Annotated in this window: 14 protein-coding genes; all 14 read left to right on the top strand. The window is 73.5% G+C overall.

The features are described from left to right. The first annotated feature begins 25 nt into the window (after positions 1 to 25). Entirely contained in the window at positions 26 to 751 is a 726-nt protein-coding gene (locus BXA05_RS00070; RefSeq protein ID WP_076404018.1) for an NADH-quinone oxidoreductase subunit C, read from the top strand. Then, a complete protein-coding gene (locus tag BXA05_RS00065) occupies positions 748 to 2,127 on the top strand; it encodes an NADH-quinone oxidoreductase subunit D (protein ID WP_021481792.1) in 1,380 nt (459 codons plus the stop codon). Before BXA05_RS00070 ends, BXA05_RS00065 begins: the two co-directional genes overlap by 4 nt. Continuing rightward, positions 2,124 to 3,008, top strand: a complete 885-nt coding sequence (gene nuoE, locus BXA05_RS00060) for an NADH-quinone oxidoreductase subunit NuoE (protein ID WP_076403192.1) — start codon at positions 2,124 to 2,126, stop codon at positions 3,006 to 3,008. The genes BXA05_RS00065 and nuoE overlap by 4 nt, the downstream gene beginning before the upstream one ends. Next, complete coding sequence (gene nuoF / locus BXA05_RS00055; RefSeq protein ID WP_076403190.1) at positions 3,005 to 4,372, top strand: NADH-quinone oxidoreductase subunit NuoF; 1,368 nt, start codon at positions 3,005 to 3,007, stop codon at positions 4,370 to 4,372. The genes nuoE and nuoF overlap by 4 nt, the downstream gene beginning before the upstream one ends. Further along, positions 4,372 to 7,056, top strand: coding sequence for an NADH-quinone oxidoreductase subunit G (locus tag BXA05_RS00050; protein ID WP_076403187.1), 2,685 nt, complete (start codon positions 4,372 to 4,374; stop codon positions 7,054 to 7,056). Before nuoF ends, BXA05_RS00050 begins: the two co-directional genes overlap by 1 nt. Next, the gene (nuoH, locus tag BXA05_RS00045) at positions 7,053 to 8,465 is read left to right on the top strand and encodes an NADH-quinone oxidoreductase subunit NuoH (RefSeq protein WP_076403185.1); all 1,413 of its coding nucleotides are present in this window, start codon (positions 7,053 to 7,055) and stop codon (positions 8,463 to 8,465) included. Before BXA05_RS00050 ends, nuoH begins: the two co-directional genes overlap by 4 nt. After that, positions 8,458 to 9,189 (top strand): NADH-quinone oxidoreductase subunit NuoI, encoded by a 732-nt coding sequence (gene nuoI, locus BXA05_RS00040; RefSeq protein ID WP_076403183.1) that lies wholly within the window; start codon positions 8,458 to 8,460, stop codon positions 9,187 to 9,189. Before nuoH ends, nuoI begins: the two co-directional genes overlap by 8 nt. Positions 9,190 to 9,236: 47 nt before the next feature. Continuing rightward, positions 9,237 to 10,115 (top strand): NADH-quinone oxidoreductase subunit J, encoded by an 879-nt coding sequence (locus BXA05_RS00035; protein WP_081895801.1) that lies wholly within the window; start codon positions 9,237 to 9,239, stop codon positions 10,113 to 10,115. Beyond that, positions 10,115 to 10,414: an NADH-quinone oxidoreductase subunit NuoK gene (nuoK, locus tag BXA05_RS00030; RefSeq protein ID WP_021482715.1), complete on the top strand. Its 300-nt coding sequence runs from the start codon at positions 10,115 to 10,117 to the stop codon at positions 10,412 to 10,414. Before BXA05_RS00035 ends, nuoK begins: the two co-directional genes overlap by 1 nt. A 13-nt stretch (positions 10,415 to 10,427) precedes the next feature. Further along, complete coding sequence (gene nuoL / locus BXA05_RS00025) at positions 10,428 to 12,458, top strand: NADH-quinone oxidoreductase subunit L (RefSeq protein WP_083711178.1); 2,031 nt, start codon at positions 10,428 to 10,430, stop codon at positions 12,456 to 12,458. 13 nt (positions 12,459 to 12,471) lie between these two features. After that, complete coding sequence (locus BXA05_RS00020; protein ID WP_076403181.1) at positions 12,472 to 14,142, top strand: NADH-quinone oxidoreductase subunit M; 1,671 nt, start codon at positions 12,472 to 12,474, stop codon at positions 14,140 to 14,142. Beyond that, positions 14,139 to 15,908 (top strand): NADH-quinone oxidoreductase subunit NuoN, encoded by a 1,770-nt coding sequence (gene nuoN / locus BXA05_RS00015; RefSeq protein WP_076403178.1) that lies wholly within the window; start codon positions 14,139 to 14,141, stop codon positions 15,906 to 15,908. Before BXA05_RS00020 ends, nuoN begins: the two co-directional genes overlap by 4 nt. A gap of 65 nt (positions 15,909 to 15,973) precedes the next feature. Next, positions 15,974 to 16,978, top strand: coding sequence for a polyprenyl synthetase family protein (locus BXA05_RS00010; protein WP_034652106.1), 1,005 nt, complete (start codon positions 15,974 to 15,976; stop codon positions 16,976 to 16,978). A gap of 354 nt (positions 16,979 to 17,332) precedes the next feature. Next, on the top strand, positions 17,333 to 20,291 hold a 2,959-nt coding region (locus tag BXA05_RS00005; RefSeq protein ID WP_244550349.1), incomplete at its 3' end, for an Ig-like domain-containing protein.

Raw genomic sequence — 20,291 nt, 5'->3', positions numbered from 1 at the left:
CACGCCGGTGCCGCAGCCGGAGGAGGTGAACGGCCCCCGGTCGGCCGACCTCGTGACCGGTGCCGGGTCGCCCCGCACGCTCGAGGTCGTCGAGGTCCGCGAGGGCATGTTCGGCGTCCACGGCTCGGGCGACACGTCCGGCTACGGCGGCCTGGTGCAGCCCGTCGCGATGCCGGGCGCGAGCGCCCGTCCGTACGGCGGCTGGTTCGACGAGGTCGTGGACGTCCTCGCGGAGGTGCTCGAGACGTCCGGCGTCCGGTTCGACGCCGCGGTCGAGCGCGTCGTCGTCGACCCGCCCGGCGCGCACGCCGAGCTCACGCTGCACGTGCACCGCGACCACCTCGTCGAGGTGTGCCGGGCGCTGCGCGACGACCAGGACCTGCGCTTCGAGCTGAGCCTGGGCGTGAGCGGCGTGCACTTCCCGCACGACGTCGGCCGCGAGCTGCACGCCGTCTACCACCTCACCTCGATCACCCACGGCCGGCGGCTGCGGCTCGAGGTGTCGGTGCCCGACGCGGACCCGCACGTGCCGACCACGACGTCCGTCTACCCGACGAACGACTGGCACGAGCGCGAGACGTGGGACTTCTTCGGCATCGTCTTCGACGGCCACCCGTCGCTCGCGCGCATCGAGATGCCCGACGACTGGCCGGGCCACCCGCAGCGCAAGGACTACCCGCTCGGCGGGATCCCCGTCGAGTACAAGGGCGCGACCGTGCCCCCGCCCGACACGAGGAGGTCGTACTCGTGAGCACGCACACCACCGGTGCCCCCGGCGGCGCCCCGCACGCCACCCGTCCGCCCGTCGGCGACTTCGACCCCGGCGTCCCGAGCTTCGAGGCGTCCGGCGGCGACTGGGCCGAGATCGCGGAGAGCGCCGTCGCGGCCGCCGCGCTCGGCGAGGAGCGCATCGTCGTCAACATGGGTCCGCAGCACCCGTCGACGCACGGCGTGCTGCGCCTCATGCTCGAGATCGACGGCGAGACGGTCACCGAGGCGCGTTGCGGCATCGGCTACCTGCACACGGGCATCGAGAAGAACATGGAGTTCCGGACGTGGACGCAGGGCGTCACGTTCTGCACCCGCATGGACTACCTCGCGCCGCTGTTCCAGGAGACGGCGTACTGCCTCGCGGTCGAGAAGCTCCTCGGCATCACGGACGACGTGCCCGAACGGGCGAGCGTCATCCGCGTGCTGATGATGGAGCTCAACCGCATCGCGTCCCACCTCGTGTGCCTCGGCACGGGCGGCAACGAGATGGGCGCGACGACCGTCATGACCATCGCGTTCACCGCGCGCGAGGAGATCCTGCGGATCTTCGAGGCGGTCACGGGGCTGCGCATGAACCACGCGTACGTCCGCCCGGGCGGCGTCGCGCAGGACGTGCCGCCGGACCTCGTCGAGCAGGTGCGCCGGGCGGACCCGCTCGTGCGCCGCTACCTCGGCCAGCTCGGCGACCTCATGCTCGCCAACCCCATCTTCAAGGGGCGCCTCGTCGGGGTCGGGCACCTCAACCTCGCGGGCTGCATGGCGCTCGGCGTCACCGGCCCGGTGCTGCGCTCGACGGGCCACCCGTACGACGTGCGCAAGGCCGACCCGTACTGCGGCTACGAGACGTACGACTTCGACGTCCCGACCGCGACGGGCGCCGACTGCTACGACCGCGTCGTGCTGCGGCTCGAGGAGTGCTACCAGTCGCTGCACATCGTCGCGCAGTGCCTGGACCGCCTCGAGGCGACGGCGGGCCAGCCCGTCATGGTCGGCGACCGCAAGATCGCGTGGCCCGCGCAGCTCGCGATCGGGAGCGACGGCCAGGGCAACTCGCTCGAGCACATCAAGGAGATCATGGGCTCCTCGATGGAGGCCCTGATCCACCACTTCAAGCTCGTCACCGAGGGCTTCCGGGTCCCCGTGGGGCAGGCGTGGCAGACCGTGGAGCACCCGCGCGGCGAGCTCGGGGTGCACCTCGTGTCCGACGGCGGCACGCGCCCCTACCGGGCGCACTTCCGCGACCCGTCGTTCAACAACCTCCAGGCCGTGGCGGCGATGTGCGAGGGCGGCCAGGTGGCCGACGTCGTGGTCGCGGTCGCGTCCCTGGACCCGGTGCTGGGAGGGGTGGACCGATGACCATCGACGCCGGACCTGCGACGGACGGGACGCCCGCCGGGCGTGCCCGCCCCGGGTACGACGCGGAGACGACGGCGCGCCTCGCCGCCGACGCCGCGCAGATCGTCGCGCGCTACCCGGAGTCCCGCTCCGCGCTCCTGCCGATGCTGCACCTCGTGCAGTCCGAGGACGGGTACGTCTCGCGCGACGGCATCCTGTTCTGCGCGGAGCAGCTCGGGCTCACCGCGGCGGAGGTCTCCGCCGTCGCGACGTTCTACACGCAGTACAAGCGCCACCCCAACGGCACCTACACCGTGGGCGTCTGCACGAACACGCTCTGCGCGATCATGGGCGGCGACGCGATCTTCGACGAGCTGTCGGACCACCTCGGCGTCGGGCACGACGAGACCACCGAGGACGGCGCGATCACGCTCGAGCGCGTGGAGTGCAACGCGGCCTGCGACTACGCGCCCGTGATGATGGTCAACTGGGAGTTCTTCGACAACCAGACCCCGGGCAGCGCGACGGACGTCGTGGACCGGCTCCGCGCCGGCGAGCCCGTCGCCCCGACGCGCGGCGCGGCGAGCGTGTGCACGTTCAAGCAGATGAGCCGCGTGCTCGCCGGCTTCCCCGACGGCCGCGCCGACGAGGGCGTCGGCGCGGGCGAGCCCACCCTCGCCGGCCTGCGGCTCGCGCGCGAGCACGGCTGGACCGCCCCGGCCGGCGAGACGGACGCCGAGGCGGCCCCCGACGGCGGCGCCCCCGCCGGCGGTGCGCCCGACGCCGGCGAGGCGCAGTCGAGCGCCGAGCGGAAGCCGACGACCGACGCCGACGTCGACCCCGGCGGCAAGGCCGAGTCGCCCGGCACGAAGCCCGACCCGTCGAAGGGAGCGGACGCATGAGCGAGCAGCAGAGCACCGAGACGCGCCCGGCGCCGGACCCGCTGACCCCGGTCCTGTCGGACACGTGGGACGCGGACCGGTCCTGGGCGCTCGCGTCCTACCTGGACCGCGGCGGCTACGCGGGCCTGCGCGCCGCGCTCGGGCAGGACCCGGGCGACGTCGTCGCGACCGTCAAGGCGTCCGGCCTGCGCGGCCGTGGCGGCGCCGGGTTCCCCACAGGCATGAAGTGGGGCTTCCTGCCCGCGCCCGACGGCGGCCCGCGCTACCTCGTCGTCAACGCGGACGAGTCCGAGCCGGGCACGTGCAAGGACATCCCGCTCATGCTCGCGAGCCCGCAGACGCTCGTCGAGGGCGTCGCGATCACGTCGTACGCGATCGGGTGCCGGCACGCCTTCATCTACGTGCGCGGCGAGGTGCTGCACGTGTACCGCCGCCTGCTGCGCGCGGTCGAGGAGGCGTACGAGGCGGGCTACCTCGGCAAGGACGTGCTCGGGTCGGGCTTCGACCTCGACGTCACGGTCCACGCCGGGGCCGGCGCGTACATCTGCGGCGAGGAGACGGCGCTGCTCGACTCGCTCGAGGGCCGCCGCGGGCAGCCGCGGCTCAAGCCGCCGTTCCCCGCGGTCGCGGGCCTGTACGCGCGCCCGACGGTCGTCAACAACGTCGAGTCGATCGCGAGCGTGCCGTCGATCGTCGCGCGCGGCGCGGACTGGTTCACCTCGATGGGCACGGAGCGCTCGGCCGGCGTCGGCCTGTTCTCGCTCTCCGGGCACGTGACGCGGCCGGGGCAGTACGAGGCCCCGCTCGGCACGACGCTGCGCGAGCTGCTCGACCTCGCGGGCGGGATGCGCGGGGGCAAGGCGCTGAAGTTCTGGACGCCGGGCGGCTCGTCGACGCCGCTGTTCACCGACGCGCACCTCGACACCCCGCTCGACTACGAGTCGGTCGCGGCGGCGGGCTCGATGCTCGGCACGCGCGCGCTCCAGCTCTTCGACGAGACGACGTGCGTCGTGCGGGCCGTGAGCCGGTGGACCGACTTCTACGCGCACGAGTCGTGCGGCAAGTGCACGCCGTGCCGCGAGGGCACGTACTGGATGAAGCAGGTCCTGGCGCGCATCGAGGCGGGCCAGGGCACGGAGGCCGACCTCGACCTGCTCCTCGACACGTGCGACAACATCCTGGGCCGCGCGTTCTGCGCGCTCGGTGACGGCGCCACGTCGCCCGTCACGAGCAGCATCGCGCTGTTCCGCGACGAGTACGAGGCGCACATCACGGAGCACCGCTGCCCGTTCGACCCGGCGGCCTCGGCGCTCTTCGACTACACGCCCCGCCCGGCCCGCGTCCTGACGGCAGGAGTGCACTGATGACGACCACGACCCCCGCCCCGGGCACCGGCTCCTCGGCCGTCGCGCCCTCGGGCGGCGCGGCCAAGCCCCCGGCCCCCGCGGACCAGGTGACGTTCACGATCGACGACATCGAGATGTCGGTGCCCAAGGGCACGCTCGTGATCCGCGCGGCCGAGCAGATCGGGATCCAGATCCCGCGGTTCTGCGACCATCCGCTGCTCGAGCCCGCCGGGGCGTGCCGCCAGTGCCTCGTCGAGGTCGCGGCGCCCGACCGCGAGGGCAACGTGCGGCCCATGCCGAAGCCGCAGGCGTCGTGCACGCTCGAGGCGACGCCGGGCATGGTGGTGAAGACCCAGCGCACGAGCCCGGTCGCCGACAAGGCGCAGCACGGGATCATGGAGCTGCTGCTCATCAACCACCCGCTCGACTGCCCGGTGTGCGACAAGGGCGGCGAGTGCCCCCTGCAGAACCAGGCCATGAGCAACGGGCGCGCGACCAGCCGGTTCGTCGACGTCAAGCGCACGTTCCCCAAGCCGATCGCCGTCTCGACGACGATCCTGCTCGACCGCGAGCGCTGCGTCCTGTGCCAGCGGTGCACGCGCTTCTCCCAGGAGATCGCGGGAGACGCGTTCATCGACCTGCAGAAGCGCGGCGCAGCGCAGCAGATCGGCCGGTTCGACGAGGCCGTGCTCGACTTCGCGCCGCCCGCGGGCGAGGCGCCGGGCGACCGCCCGGTGGGTCTGGCCCTGGAGGACGAGGCGGGCCTCCCGTTCGCGTCGTACTTCTCCGGCAACACGGTGCAGATCTGCCCGGTCGGCGCGCTCACGGGGGCGGCCTACCGCTTCCGGTCGCGCCCGTTCGACCTGGTCTCGACGCCGTCGGTCGCCGAGCACGACTCGTCCGGGTCGGCGATCCGCGTCGACCACCGCCGGGGTGTCGTGCTGCGCCGCCTCGCGGGCCAGGACCCGCTGGTCAACGAGGAGTGGATCACCGACCGGGACCGCTTCGCCTTCACGTGGCAGTCCGCGCCGGACCGCCTCACGCACCCGCTCGTGCGCGACCGCGAGGTCGCGCCCGACGGCACGGTCACGCGCGGCGAGCTGCGCCCGGCCTCGTGGGCCGAGGCGCTCGAGGTCGCGGCCGACGCCCTGACCCGGGCCCGCGACGCGGGCGGGGTCGGCGTCCTGCCGGGCGGGCGGCTCACGGTCGAGGACGCCTACGCGTACGCCAAGCTCGCGCGCACGTGGCTGCGCACGAACGACGTCGACCACCGGGCCCGCGCGCACAGCGCGGAGGAGGCGGACTTCCTCGCGCACGCCGTGGCCGGCACGGGTCTCGGCGTGACCTTCCCCGACCTCGAGAAGGCCCCCGCGGTCCTGCTCGTCGGCCTCGAGGCCGAGGAGGAGGCGGGCGTCGCGTTCCTGCGCCTGCGCAAGGGCGCGCTGCGGCACCGGGTCCGCGTGTTCTCCGTGGCGCCGTTCGCGTCGCGCGGCGTGCAGCGCATGCACGGCACGCTGCTCCCCGCCGCCCCGGGCACCGAGGCCGAGTGGCTCGACGGCATCGCCGCGGGCGACCGGGTCCGCACGCTCGACGAGGCGAGCGGCACCGACGACGTCCTCGCCGACGCGAGCGACGCGCTCCGCCAGCCGGGGGCGGTCGTCCTCGTGGGCGAGCGGCTCGCCACGACGCCCGGCGGGTACAGCGCGCTGCTGCGCGCGGTCACCGCGACGGGCGCACGCCTCGCCTGGGTCCCGCGCCGAGCGGGCGAGCGCGGCGGCGTCGAGGCGGGCACGCTGCCCAACCTCCTGCCGGGCGGACGCCCGGTCGCCGACGCCGCGGCCCGCGTGGACGTCGCGACCGTGTGGGGCGCGGCGACGACCGAGGACCACCCCGCGGGGCTGCCCACGGCCCCGGGCCGCGACCTGGGGGAGATGCTCGACGCGCTCTCGGTCGGCCAGCTCGCGGGCGTCCTCGTGGGCGGGCTCGAGCTCGACGACCTGCCCGACCCGGCGCACGCGCGCCGCGCGCTCGAGGCGGCGGACGTCGTCGTCTCGCTCGAGGTGCGGCGCTCGGCGGTGACGGAGCTCGCCGACGTCGTCCTCCCGGTCGCGCCGCCCGTGGAGCGGGCCGGGGCGTTCGTCAGCTGGGAGGGGCGCGTGCGCCCGTTCCCGGCCGCGCTCGCCTCGACCGCGATGCCCGACCACCGCGTGCTCGACGCGCTCGCGGACGTCGCCGGCGCCCCGCTCGGCCTGTCGACGCTCGAGGCCGTGCGCGCCGAGCTCGAGCAGCTCGTGGGCGACGGCGCCTGGGACGGCGTGCGCGCCGCGGCGCCCACGGTCGACGCGACCGAGCCGCCCGCCGTCGCGCCGGGGACCGCGGTCCTCGCGAGCTGGCGCCTCCTGCTCGACGACGCGCGCGGCCAGGACGGCGAGCGGTACCTCGCCGGCACGGCCAAGCGCCCCGTGGCCCGCCTGTCGGCGGCCACGGCCGCCGCGGTCGACGTGTTCGACGGCGAGCTCGTGCGCGTCGTCACCGACCGGGGCGCGGTCACGCTCCCCGTGGTGGTGACCGACATGGTCGACCACGTGGTGTGGCTGCCGCTGCGCTCGCCGGGGTCGTCCGTGCACGCCACGCTCGGCGCGGTGCCGGGCGACCTCGTCCGGCTCGAGCCGGGGACCACCGACGGAGGGGAGGGCGCATGAGCGGCCTGCACGCGCTCCACGCGCTGGCCACCGAGACGCCGGCGGTGCCCGGCATCACGGCGAACTTCTCGCAGGACAACGGCTGGACGTACCTCGTCAAGGCCGTCCTCATCCTCGTCTTCCTGCTGACGAGCGTGCTCTTCGCGATCTGGTTCGAGCGCAAGGTCGTCGCCCGCATGCAGGTGCGGCCCGGCCCGAACTGGCACGGCCCGTTCGGCCTGCTGCAGTCGCTCGCGGACGCGATGAAGCTCCTGCTCAAGGAGGACATCACCGTCAAGGCGGCCGACAAGTTCGTCTACCTGCTCGCGCCGATGATCTCCGTGTTCTGCGCGCTCCTCGTGTTCGCGGTGATCCCGTTCGGGCCCGAGGTGCAGATCCCGTTCACGGACTACGTGACGCCCGCCCAGCTCACGGACTTCCCGGTCGCGACGCTCTACATCCTCGCGTGCGCGTCGCTCGGCGTGTACGGGATCGTGCTCGGCGGCTGGTCGTCCGGCTCGACGTACCCGCTGCTCGGGTCGGTCCGCTCGACGGCCCAGGTCATCAGCTACGAGCTCGCGATGGGCCTCTCGCTCGTCTCCGTCTTCCTCATGGCGGGGTCGATGTCGACCTCGCGCATCGTCGACTCGCAGACGCAGCTGTGGTGGTTCCTCCCGCTCCTGCCGGCGTTCGTCATCTACGTGATCTCCATGGTCGGCGAGACGAACCGCCTCCCGTTCGACCTCCCCGAGGCCGAGGGCGAGCTGGTGTCGGGGTACATGACCGAGTACTCGTCGATGAAGTTCGCGTGGTTCTTCCTCGCGGAGTACATCAACATGCTCAACGTCTCCGCGGTCGCGACGACGCTGTTCCTCGGCGGGTGGCGGGCCCCGTGGCCGCTCTCGGCGATCAACGACGGGATGTTCAACGAGGGCTGGTGGCCCATCCTCTGGTTCCTCGTCAAGGTCTGGGCCGTCATGTTCTTCTTCGTGTGGGTGCGCGGCACGCTGCTGCGCCTGCGCTACGACCAGTTCATGTCGTTCGGGTGGAAGCGGCTCATCCCGGCCGCACTGGCGTGGCTGGTCCTGCTGGCCCTGGTCCAGGCCGTGCGCCAATTCCTCGACGTCGAGCTAGGCGTGGTCGTCGGCGTCGCCGTGGGCCTCGGGGTCGTGATCGTCGCGGCGGCGTGGTTCTGGCCCGAGAAGAAGGCGCCACCCGGCGCCGCTCCGCGCGCCGCGGGCACCGCGCCCGAGCCGTTCGACGCGTTCGCCGGCGGCTTCCCCGTCCCGCCGCTGCCCGGCCAGTCGCTCCCGCCCTCGCCGCGCCGTCGGGCCCTCGTGCCCGACGACGCGGGCGCGGCCAGGACGTCCGCACCGGGTGCCGGTGCTCCCCGCGACACACCGCACGACAAGGAGGTCGACCGTGGCTGACGACCAGAAGCCGGACCGGCCGGGCGAGTACGAGGTCCGCCGCCCGCAGGCGAAGGGCTTTCGCGAGCTCGTCGCGCCCGTCGCCGGGTTCGGCGTGACCTTCTCCTCGATGTTCCGGCCGACCGTGACGGAGCAGTACCCGCGCCAGAAGGTGCCGCCCAAGCCGCGCTACCACGGCCGGCACCAGCTCAACCGGTACCCCGACGGGCTCGAGAAGTGCATCGGGTGCGAGCTGTGCGCGTGGGCGTGCCCCGCGGACGCGATCTACGTCGAGGGCGCGGACAACGCCGACCTGCCCGACGGCGGCCACATGTCGCCCGGCGAGCGGTACGGCCGCGTCTACCAGATCAACTACCTGCGCTGCATCTTCTGCGGGCTGTGCATCGAGGCGTGCCCGACGCGCGCGCTGACGATGACCAACGAGTACGAGCTCGCCGGGCCGACGCGCGAGGGCATGATCTGGGAGAAGCAGGACCTGCTCGCGCCGCTGCGCGAGGGCATGCTCGCCGCGCCGCACCCGATGGTGCCCGGGACGTCGGACACCGAGTACTACCGCGGAGAGGTGAGCGGCCCGGTGGCCGAGCAGGTGGAGTGGGTGCGCGAGCACAGGCCGGACGACCCGACGCTCCCGCCGGAGCCTGCGGGCCGCGAGCCGGAGGTCCGGCGGGTCACGCAGCCGTCCGGGCGGTCCGCCCGTCCGTCGGCCCGGAAGGGCGCGCGGTGATCGGGGGCGGCGGCGAGGCGGTCCTCTTCTGGGTCCTCGCCCCCCTCATGGTGCTCGCGGCGCTCTCGCTGCTCTTCGCGCGCAAGGCGGTGCACGCCGCCATCGCGGTCATGTTCGTCATGGTCGACCTCGCGATCCTCTACATCGCGCAGGAGGCGCCGTTCCTCGGCGTCGTCCAGGTGGTCGTCTACACGGGCGCCGTGATGATGCTGTTCCTCTTCGTGCTCATGCTCGTCGGCGTCGACGCGTCGGACTCGCTCGTCGAGACGATCCGCGGCCAGCGCTGGATCGGCGTGCTGCTCGGGCTCGGGCTCGGGGCCGTGCTCGTCGGCGTCGTCTCGCAGGCGGCGTTCCCGCCCGCGGTCGGTCTCGAGGCCGCGAACGCGGTGACGAACCCGACGGCGCTCGCGCGCGTGCTCTTCGCGGACTACGTGTTCGCGATGGAGGTCGTGGGCGTCCTGCTCATCACCGCCGCGGTCTCGGCGCTCGTGCTCACGCACCGGCGCCGCCTCACCCCGAAGGTCGGCCAGCGCGAGCAGGCGGACGCGAAGGTCGCGGCCCTGCCCTCGGGCGGCCGGCTCACGCCGCTCGCCGCGCCCGGCGTCTACGCGCAGAACAACGCGATGGACACGCCGGCCCTCGACCCGCAGGGGCGGCCCATCGAGGAGTCGGTGTCCCGCATCCTGCGGATCCGTGGCCAGGAGCGCTCGGCCGGCACGATCCTCGAGGCGGAGCGCGACGTGCTCGTCGAGCACGAGCCGCACCGCGCCCTGCCCGCGCTGCGGGCCCAGGACGCGAACGAGCGCGTGGTGCAGGCCGCGACGGCCGAGCAGCCCGAGGGCGAGCCGCCCGCCGGCGACGTCGGGGGTCCCGACGACCCGGGCCGGTCCCGCGTGCCCGGCGCGACCCCGGGAGGAGAGGACTGATGGAGCTCACCCACTACCTCGTGCTGGCCGCGATCCTCTTCGCGATCGGCGCGGCGACGGTCCTGCTGCGCCGCAACGCGATCATCGTGTTCATGGGCATCGAGCTCATGCTCAACGCGACCAACCTCGCGTTCGTCACGTTCGCCCGCATCCACGGCGACGTGACCGGCCAGGTCCTCGCGTTCTTCGTCATGGTGGTCGCGGCGGCGGAGGTCGTCGTCGGCCTCGCGATCATCGTGTCCATCTTCCGCACCCGTCGGTCCGCCTCGGTCGACGACGTCAACCTGCTCAAGAGCTGAGGGGCCGGCACCGATGACGATGCTCCTTCCCGCCCTGCCGTCGGCGGGCGGACTGCTGACCGCGACCGACGTCGTGCCCGCGACCGAGACGGTCCCGGGCGCGTTCCTCGCCGCACCGCTGCTCGTGCTGCTCCCGCTCGTCGGAGCGGCGGTCCTGCTGCTCGCGGGCCGCCGCAGCGACCGCTGGGGCGCCTGGTTCGGCGTGCTCATGTCCGCCGCGGCGTTCGTCGTGGGCCTGGTCCTCTTCGTGTCGATGCTCGGCCTCCCGGTCGACGAGCGCGTCGTGGACTACCGGCTGTTCGACTGGATCGCGTCCGGCGGGCTCGACCTCGCCGTCGGGCTGCGGATCGACCCGCTGTCCCTGACCTTCGTGCTCCTCGTGACGTTCGTCGGGACGCTCATCCACGTCTACGCGGTCGCCTACATGGCGCACGACCGCGACCGGCGCCGGTTCTTCGCGTACCTCAACCTGTTCATCGCGGCGATGCTCGTCCTCGTCCTCGCCGACTCGTTCCTCCTGCTGTTCGTCGGCTGGGAGGGCGTGGGCCTCGCGTCGTACCTGCTCATCGGGTTCTGGAACCACAACCGGGCGTACGCGGTCGCGGCGAAGAAGGCGTTCGTCATGAACCGCGTGGGCGACATCGGCCTCATCGTCGCGATGATGCTCATGTTCGCGACGTTCGGCGCGCTCGACTTCAGCACGGTGTTCGCCCGCGTGCCGGAGGCCTCGACCGCGCTGCTCACGGCGACGGGCCTCGCGCTCCTGCTCGCGGCCTGCGGCAAGTCGGCGCAGTTCCCGCTCCAGGCGTGGCTCGGGGACGCGATGGCCGGCCCGACGCCGGTCTCCGCGCTCATCCACGCCGCGACCATGGTCACGGCGGGCGTCTACCTCGTCGTGCGGTCCGCGCCGATCTTCGAGGGCGCGCCGACGGCGCAGCTCGTCGTGGTGGTCGTGGGTGCGGTGACGCTGCTCTTCGGGGCGATCGTCGGCTGCGCGAAGGACGACATCAAGAAGGCGCTCGCCGCGTCGACCATGTCGCAGATCGGCTACATGATCCTCGCCGCCGGGCTCGGCCCGATCGGCTACGCGTTCGCGATCTTCCACCTCGTGACGCACGGCTTCTTCAAGGCCGGGATGTTCCTCGGCGCGGGGTCCGTCATGCACGGCATGGACGACCAGGTCGACATGCGCCGGTTCGGCGGCCTCGCGCGGTACATGAAGGTCACGTGGATCACCTTCATGATGGGCTGGCTCGCGATCCTCGGGATCCCGCCGTTCTCGGGCTTCTGGAGCAAGGACAAGATCATCGAGGCCGCGTTCGTCCCCGTCGACGGCGAGCCGTGGCGGGCGTGGGTCTTCGGCGGCGTGGCGCTGCTCGGCGCGGGCATCACCGCGTTCTACATGTCGCGCCTGTTCTTCATGACGTTCTCCGGTCGCCGCCGCTGGAACGACGGCAGCGGCTCCGTGGACGGCCTCGGCCCGCAGGACGGTCCCGTCCAGCACCCGCACGAGTCCCCGCGCCTCATGACGTGGCCGATGATCGTCCTCGCCGTCGGGTCGGTGGCCCTGGGCGGCATCCTCGCCGCGGGCTCGCGCTTCGTCACGTGGCTCGAGCCCGTCACGGGGCACGCCGAGCACCACGAGCCCGTGCTGCCCGTCTGGTCGCTCATCGCCCTGACGCTCCTGCTCGTCCTCGCGGGCGCGGCCCTCGCGTGGCGCCAGTACGCGATGTCGAGCGTCCCGGTCCGCGCCCCGCGCGGCTCCGTGCTCACGCGCGCGGCCCGCCGCGACCTGTACCAGGACGACGTCAACGAGACGGTGTTCATGCGTCCCGGCCAGTACCTCACGCGCTCGCTCGTCTATGCCGACAAGGAGATGGTCGACGGCGGCTGGATGGGCCTGGCGGGCCTCGTCGGCAAGGTGGGGGAGTGGCTCCGCGGGTGGCAGAACGGCTACGTGCGCTCGTACGGCGCGACGATGCTCGGCGGCCTCGTGGTCGTCGTCGCCGTCGTCCTCGCCCTGACCACCGGCTCCGCGAGCTGAGAGGGAGACACCCATGACCACCTCCGTCCCCTGGTTGTCCCTGCTCATCGCCTGGCCCCTGGTGGGTGCCGCGGCGGTGTGGTTCACGGCCGCGGCCCGCACGCGCGGCGTCGGCGCGGGCGCGCTGCGTGCCGTGCGCGGCATCGCGCTCTGCGCGGCGCTCGTCGAGCTCGGCCTGCTCGTCGGCGCGTTCACGGCGTTCGACACGTCCGGGGCCGGCACCCACCAGCTCGCCGAGACGTACCGCTGGATCCCGCAGATCGGGGCGAGCTACGCGGTCGGCGCCGACGGCGTCGCGCTCGCGCTCGTCGCGCTGTCGGTGCTGCTGGTCCCGCTCGTCGTGCTCGCCGCGTGGAAGGAGCAGGACGGCGACGTCCGCCGCCTGCGCCACTACCTCGCGCTCGTGCTGCTCCTCGAGGCGTTCATGGTCGCGGTGTTCGTCGCGCGCGACGTGTTCCTCTTCTACGTGCTGTTCGAGGCCATGCTCATCCCGGTCTACTTCATGATCGGCGGGTTCGGCGTCGGGGCGCGGCGGCGCTACGCCGCGGTGAAGTTCCTGCTGTTCTCGCTCGCGGGCGGCCTGATCATGCTCGCGGCCGTCATCGCGCTCTACGTCCAGGTGCCGATCGACCCGGCCACGGGCGCGCGGCCCGAGGACGCTTTCCTCACGACGAACCTCGTCGGGTACTTCGCGGAGAACCCGATGCCGGTCACGATCGAGCGGCTGCTGTTCCTCGGCTTCTTCCTCGCGTTCGCCATCAAGGCGCCGCTCTTCCCCGTGCACACCTGGCTGCCCGACGCCGCGCAGCACGCGCCCGCAGGCACGTCCACGCTGCTCGTCGGCGTCCTGGACAAGGTGGGCACGTTCGGGATGCTCACGCTGTGCCTGCCGCTGTTCCCGAACGCGAGCAGGTGGGCGGCGCCCGTCGTCGTCGTGCTCGCCGTGGTCTCGATCCTGTACGGCGCGCTCATGGCGATCGGGCAGAGCGACCTCATGCGGCTCATCGCCTACACGTCGGTGTCGCACTTCGGGTTCATCGTGCTCGGCATCTTCGCGTTCACGTCGCTCAGCGTGTCCGGCTCGTCGCTCTACATGGTCAACCACGGGATCTCGACCGGGGCGCTGTTCCTCCTGGCGGGCTTCCTCGTCGCGCGGCACCCCGAGCGCTCGCAGCGCATCGCGGACTACGGCGGCCTGCAGAAGGTCGTCCCGGTGCTCGCGGGCACGTTCCTCGTGGCGGGCCTGTCCGCGCTGTCGCTGCCCGGCCTGTCGACGTTCGTCAGCGAGATCATGGTCCTCGTCGGGACGTTCGCGCGCAGCCCGTGGGCCGCGCTCGTCGCGGTGCTCGGCGTCGTGCTCGCCGCCCTCTACGTGCTGCTGACCTACCAGCGGATCTTCACGGGCGCCACGCGCGAGGGGCTCGACCGGCTCCCCGACCTGGGCGCGCGCGAGAAGTGGGTCGTCGCGCCGCTGCTCGTCGCCCTCCTCGTCCTCGGGTTCTACCCGGCGCCCGCGCTCGACCTCGTGCGCGAGCCCGCCGAGGTGACGCTCTCCGACCTCGCGGTCGCGGGCGTCGAGGACCCGCCGCGCTCCGACCCGTTCGCCGCGGGGACCGAGCAGGTCGCCTCCTCGAGCCACGGCACGTCCGTCACTCGTAGCTCCGACGAAGGGAGCGAGTCGTGAACGACTCCTTCGTGGCCCCCACGGTCGACTGGCTGTACCTCGCCCCGGTCCTCGTCGTGCTCGGCGCCGGCGTCGTCGGCGTGCTCGTCGAGGCGTTCGTCCCGGCGCGCGTCCGGCGCACGGTGCAGGTCGTCCTGGCCCTGCTCGCGACCGCCGCGGCGCTCGCGCTCGTCGTCGTGCTGTGGCGCGACCCCGCCGTCCAGGGCACCGACGGCGCCGCCTACGGCGTGCGGGTGCTCGGCGGGTCGATGGTCATCGACCCCTTCGGGCTCGCGATCCAGGGGATCGTCGTGCTGCTCGCGTTCCTGGCGATCCTCGTGATCGCCGACCGGACGTCGACCGGCCAGGACGCGTTCGCGCCGTCCGCGGCCGCCGTCCCCGGCTCGCCGTACGAGGACCTCACGCGGCGCAAGGGGCTGGAGCAGACCGAGGTCTACCCGCTCGTGCTGTTCGCCGTCGGCGGCATGATGATCTTCCCCGCCACGGGGAACCTGCTCGTGATGTTCGTCGCGCTCGAGGTGCTCTCGCTCCCGCTGTACGTGCTGTCCGCGATGTCCCGGCGTCGCCGCCTGCTGTCGCAGGAGGCGTCGTTCAAGTACTTCCTGCTCGGCGCGTTCGCGTCCGCGCTGTTCGTGTTCGGCGTCGCCCTCGTCTACGGGTTCGCCGGCTCGGTGGACCTCGTCGAGGTGTACCGGTCGCTCGCGACGCCCGAAGGCCCGCTCGCGAGCATGCCCGGGCTGGTCGTCGTCGGTGCCCTGCTCGTCCTCGCGGGACTGCTGTTCAAGATCGGCGCCGCGCCGTTCCACTCGTGGACGCCCGACGTCTACCAGGGGGCCCCGACGCCGATCACCGGCTTCATGGCGGCGTGCACCAAGGCCGCGGCGTTCGGCGCGCTCCTGCGCGTGCTGTACGTCGTGAGCCTCGGTCTGGCGCAGTCGTCGCCGGCCACGCGCGAGGACCTGTTCGTCGCGCTGTGGATCGTCACGCTGCTCACCATGGTCGTCGGGACCGTCGTCGGTGCCGTCCAGACGGACGTCAAGCGGCTCCTCGCGTACTCGTCGATCGCCCACGCGGGGTTCATCCTCGTCGGCGTCCTGGGGTTCTCCCAGCTCTCGCTGCGGGCGACGGTGTTCTACCTCCTCGTCTACGGCCTCGCGACGGTCGGCGCCTTCGCGGTCGTCACGCTCGTCCGCGAGACGGCCCCCGTCCGGGAGCGGGTGCCCGTGACCGTCGGGGCGGGCGCCGGGGGAGCCGACGGCTCGGACGCGGCGGACAACGTCACGGACGACTCGTCCCGGGAGCCCGTCGCCGTGCTCGGCGAGGCCACCCACCTCGCCCAGTGGGCGGGTCTGGGGCGCCGCAGCCCGTGGCTCGCCGGCGTCTTCTCGCTCTTCCTGCTCTCCATGGCGGGCATCCCGCTGACCGCCGGGTTCGTGGCGAAGTTCACCGCGTTCGGCGCGGCGATCGCCGGCCCCGACGGCCAGGGCGGCGGGTCCACGTGGGTGCTCGCGGTGGTCGGTGTGCTCGCCTCGGCCGTGGCGGTGTTCTTCTACGTCCGCCTCATCGTGCTGATGTTCTTCACGGCACCGTCCGGCGGCGTGGGCGGCGGCGCGGAGGCCTCCGAGGGCACCGGCGTGACCGTCGTGCGGTCGACCGGACCGACGACCGTGGCGATCGCCGTGTGCGCGATCGGGGTGCTCCTCCTCGGTGTGTTCCCCTCCCCGGTTCTCGATCTGGCGGCCGAGGCGGTTAAGTTCGTCCCGTGACCTCCGTGCCTCCCGTCCCCTCCGCGCCCGCCGGGCCCCGCGGCCCGCGCGAGCGGACCGCTCCCGTGACGACCACCGCGATCCCGATCTCGGACCCCGAGCTCGCGGCCGCCCTCACCGAGCGCCTGGCGGAGGTCGAGACCCGGCTCCGGGCCGCCGTCGCGCACGCCGACCCGCTCGCGGACTCGGCGTCGCGGCACCTCGTCAACGCCGGGGGCAAGCGCCTGCGCCCCCTGCTCACGCTGCTCGCGGCCGAGCTCGGGGACGGGACGCGGCCCGAGGTCGCGGAGGCGGCCGTGGTCGTCGAGCTCACGCACCTCGCGTCGCTCTACCACGACGACGTCATGGACTCCGCGCCCGTGCGGCGCGGTGCGCCGTCCGCGCACGCGGTGTGGGGCAACTCCGTCGCGATCATGGTCGGCGACCTGCTCTTCGCGCGCGCCGCGTCGACCGTGGCGGCGCTCGGCCCGGAGGCCGTGCTCATCCAGGCGCGGACGTTCGAGCGGCTCTGCCTCGGCCAGCTCCACGAGACCACGGGGCCGGGCGAGGGCGACGACCCCGTCGAGCACTACCTGGAGGTTCTCGCGGACAAGACGGCATCGCTCCTGTCGACGTCCGCGCGGCTCGGCGCGATGTTCGCCGGCTGCCCGGCCGACGTCGTCGAGACGGTCGCGGCCTACGGCGAGCGGCTGGGGGTCGCCTTCCAGCTCGCCGACGACGTCCTGGACCTCGCGTCCTCCGGCGACGAGTCGGGCAAGACCCCGGGCACCGACCTGCGCGAGAAGGTCCCCACGATGCCGGTCCTCCTGCTGCGCGCGCGCATCGCGCAGGGGACCGCGACGGAGGACGACGCGGCGCTCGTCGAGCTGCTCGACTCCGACCTGACCGACGACGCCGCGCTCGCGGCGGCCGTCGCGGCGCTGCGCCGGCACGAGGTGCTCGCCGAGACGCGCGCCCTCGCCGTCCGGTGGGCTCGCTCCGCCGTCGACGAGCTCGACACGCTGCCCCCCGGGCCGGTGAGCGACGCGCTGCGGTCCTTCGCGGAGGCCCTGGCGGACCGCGCCGCCTGACGCGCCGAGAGGGTGAACTTTCCGGTCGCGGGTGTCGTGGGCGCGAGGGCGTCCCGGTGCCCGGGCCGGTTGCCCGGGACACCCGTCCAGCCCGGCCGGTAGCGGTACACCCGACGGCGGTCCGCGCCGGTGGGCCCGGGGCGCGCGGACCGAGAGGGGAGTTCTCCCCATGGGACGGGTGTCGGATCTCACTCGCCCTCCCGTTATCCTCGGTTGCGCGATCGGTGGGGCCGCCTGGCAAGTGCGAGATCGAGGGGGCCGGCGAAGGGGACCGGTCGCCTCCCGATCCGGCACCTCGGAGGACTTGTGGGTTTCCTGGCGCGCCTGCGTGAGCACCGCCGTACCGTCGCGTCCGTGAGCACCGTCTCGGTGTTCTCCACGGCGCTGGTGGGACTCGCGCTGTTCACCGAGGGCGAGGCCACGGCGGACGTGGACCTCAACGACTCGGGCGTGTGGGTGACGAAGACGTCGGCCGGCCTGGTGGGGCGGTTCAACTACGAGTCCCAGGCGATGGACGGCACGCTCAACGCGGGCAGCGCGTCGTTCGACGTGCAGCAGGACGCGGGCCGCGTCCTCCTCGACGACCAGGGGACGAGCACGTCGTCCCCCGTGGACGTCGCCCACCTCAAGCTCACCGGGCAGATCCGCCTGCCGGCCGGGGCGCAGGTCGCCTCCGGGGGCGCGACGACCGCGATCCTCGACGGCGAGGAGGGCCTGCTGTGGGTCCTGCCGTTCGACGGTGCCACCTCGTTCGACGCCGAGGAGCTCGACCCGACGGTCGAGGTCGAGGGCGACGGGGACGTCGTCGTCGCGCAGGACGGCACGGTGTTCGTCGCGGTCCCGTCGACCGGGACGCTCTGGACGGTCCGCACGACGGCGCGCGGCGCGGTCTCGGGGGAGCCCGCGTCCACCACGCTGCCCGTGGGGTCGGGTGCCGAGGTCGAGGTGACCGCGGTCGGCGACGAGCCGGTCGTGCTGGACCGCTCCGCGTCGCGGCTCGTGCTGCCCGGCGGCCGCACCGTGGCGCTCGAGGACGGCGCGGAGGCGCGGTTGCAGCAGCCCTCGGCGGCGTCCGACGACGTGGTGGTCGCGACGTCGCGCGGTCTCGTCACGCAGCCGCTCGCCGGCGGCGACGCGGTCCGCCGCACGGCTGAGGGCCGCCCGGCGGCGCCCGTGCAGCTCGGGTCGTGCACGTACGGGGCGTGGGCCTCGACCGGCCAGGTGGTCCGTGACTGCGAGGGCACCGACCGCGACCTGGACACCCGTCTGGAGGGGATCGACCCGCAGGCTCGCCTGGAGTACCGGGTGAACCGGCAGGTGATCGTGCTCAACGACCTGTCGGCGGGGACGTTGTGGATGGCGGCGGACGAGTACCAGAAGGTCGACGACTGGGACGTCCAGATGCCGGAGGAGGCCGAGGGTGAGGAGGCCGACGCGGAGCTGACGAACCCGGAGCAGGTGGACCAGTTCATCGCGGACCGGTCCCAGCCGAACCGGCCGCCGCAGCCGAAGGACGACGCGTTCGGGGTGCGTCCGGGGCGCACGACGATCCTGCCGGTGCTGGGCAACGACGTGGACCCGGACGGGGACGTGATGACGGCGTCGCTCGTCGGGGACTCGCCGTCGAACGCGACCGTGCAGGCCATCATGGGCGGCGCCGCGCTGCAGGCCGTGGTCCCCGAGGACGCCGAGGGCACCGGGTCCTTCCAGTACTCCGTGTCCGACGGCCGCGGGGGGACCGCGGAGGCCTCGGTGTCGCTGCGCGTCTCGCCGTGGGGGGAGAACGCCCCGCCGGAGCAGACGGGCGACCCCGTGGTCCGGGTGGAGCAGGGCGGGACGGCGTCGATCAAGGTGCTGCCGTACTTCAAGGACCCGGACGGCGACGACCTGTACCTCGCGTCGGCGGCCGCGACGGTCGCGGGCGACGACGTGCGCTCTCGCCCCGACGGCACGGTCGAGCTGCGCGACGGCGGCGGCTCGACGGGCCGCAAGATCGTCGGGGTCACCGTGGCGGACGGTCAGGGCGGCGTGTTCGAGGGCAAGCTGCTGGTCGACGTGGTGCCCGGTCCGCAGCCGCCGGTCGCGGTGAGCGACCACGTGGTGGTGCCGGCGGGGCAGCCGGTGACGGTGGAGCCGTTGCGCAACGACACCGACCCGAACGGGGACGAGCTGCGCCTGGCGTCGGTCTCGGAGTCGGCCCCGGCGCAGATCACGCCGAACTACGACGCGGGCACGTTCACGTTCCTCTCGATGGAGCCGCGCTCCTACGACCTGACGTACCAGGTGACCGACGGCCCGAACGCGACCACGGGCCTGGTGCGGGTCGATGTCCTGCCGCCGTCCGCGGCCGAGGGCGCCCCGATCGTCGTCACCGACACGGCCCTGCTGCCCACCGGCGGCTCGACCCTGGTCGACGTGCTCGCCAACGACACCGACCCGGCGGGCGGCGTCCTGGTGGTCCAGTCGGTCTCGGTCCCGGCGGACGCGGGCGTCTCCGTGGCCGTCCTGGGGCACCAGATGCTCCGCGTCACGGAGCTGCGGCGGCTCGACGGCCCCGTCAGCATCGCCTACACCGTGTCGAACGGCACGGAGTCGGCCGTGGGCGAGGTGCGGGTGGTGCCGGTGCCGGCGCCGACGCGGCTGCAGCCGCCGAACGCGGTCGCGGACGAGGTGACGGTGCATGCGGGGGACGTGGTGACGGTCCCGGTGCTGAGGAACGACACGCACCCGGACGGGTTGGAGCTGTTCCTGCAGCCCGAGCTGGAGCAGGACGTGGACCCGGCGCTGGGCGAGGCGTTCGTGTCGGAGGACGCGCTGCGGTTCAAGGCGGGCTCGGAGGCGGGCACGGCGTACGCGATCTACCGGGTGCGGGACGTCAACGGGCAGGAGGACTCGGCCCAGGTCACGATCCGGATCCGTGACGGCGAGGACAACGCCCCGCCGCAGCCGCGCGAGATCGAGGCCCGGGTGCTGTCCGGGTCCAGCGTGCGCATCGCGGTGCCGCTGGACGGCATCGACCCCGACGGCGACTCCGTCCAGGTGACGGGGGTGGCGGCGCCGCCCGCGAAGGGCTCGGCGAGCGTCGTCGAGGGCTTCCTCGAGTACGCGGCCTCCGAGAACGCGACGGGCCTCGACACCTTCACGTACACGGTCCTGGACGCCCGCGGGGCGACGGCGACCGGGACCGTGCGGGTGGGGATCGCGCGGCCGGGCGAGAGCAACCAGTCGCCGGTCGCGGTGGACGACGAGGTGACGGTGCGCCCGGGGCGCACGGTCTCGGTCGCGGCGCTGGCCAACGACACCGACCCCGACG

Source organism: Cellulosimicrobium funkei, assembly GCF_900155925.1.
Classification (GTDB): domain Bacteria; phylum Actinomycetota; class Actinomycetes; order Actinomycetales; family Cellulomonadaceae; genus Cellulosimicrobium; species Cellulosimicrobium funkei.
The sequence above is the reverse complement of the archived record's forward strand: the minus strand, read 5'-3'. Positions and strand labels throughout refer to the sequence as shown.

Excerpts from the sequence above, each read along its gene's own strand:
- BXA05_RS00020 (WP_076403181.1), top strand. The coding sequence starts at position 12,472 with ATGACCACCTCCGTCCCCTGGTTGTCCCTGCTCATCGCCTGGCCCCTG.
- BXA05_RS00035 (WP_081895801.1), top strand. The coding sequence starts at position 9,237 with ATGGTGCTCGCGGCGCTCTCGCTGCTCTTCGCGCGCAAGGCGGTGCAC.
- nuoK (WP_021482715.1), top strand. The coding sequence starts at position 10,115 with ATGGAGCTCACCCACTACCTCGTGCTGGCCGCGATCCTCTTCGCGATC.
- nuoE (WP_076403192.1), top strand. The coding sequence starts at position 2,124 with ATGACCATCGACGCCGGACCTGCGACGGACGGGACGCCCGCCGGGCGT.
- nuoF (WP_076403190.1), top strand. The coding sequence starts at position 3,005 with ATGAGCGAGCAGCAGAGCACCGAGACGCGCCCGGCGCCGGACCCGCTG.
- nuoL (WP_083711178.1), top strand. The coding sequence starts at position 10,428 with ATGACGATGCTCCTTCCCGCCCTGCCGTCGGCGGGCGGACTGCTGACC.
- BXA05_RS00050 (WP_076403187.1), top strand. The coding sequence starts at position 4,372 with ATGACGACCACGACCCCCGCCCCGGGCACCGGCTCCTCGGCCGTCGCG.
- nuoH (WP_076403185.1), top strand. The coding sequence starts at position 7,053 with ATGAGCGGCCTGCACGCGCTCCACGCGCTGGCCACCGAGACGCCGGCG.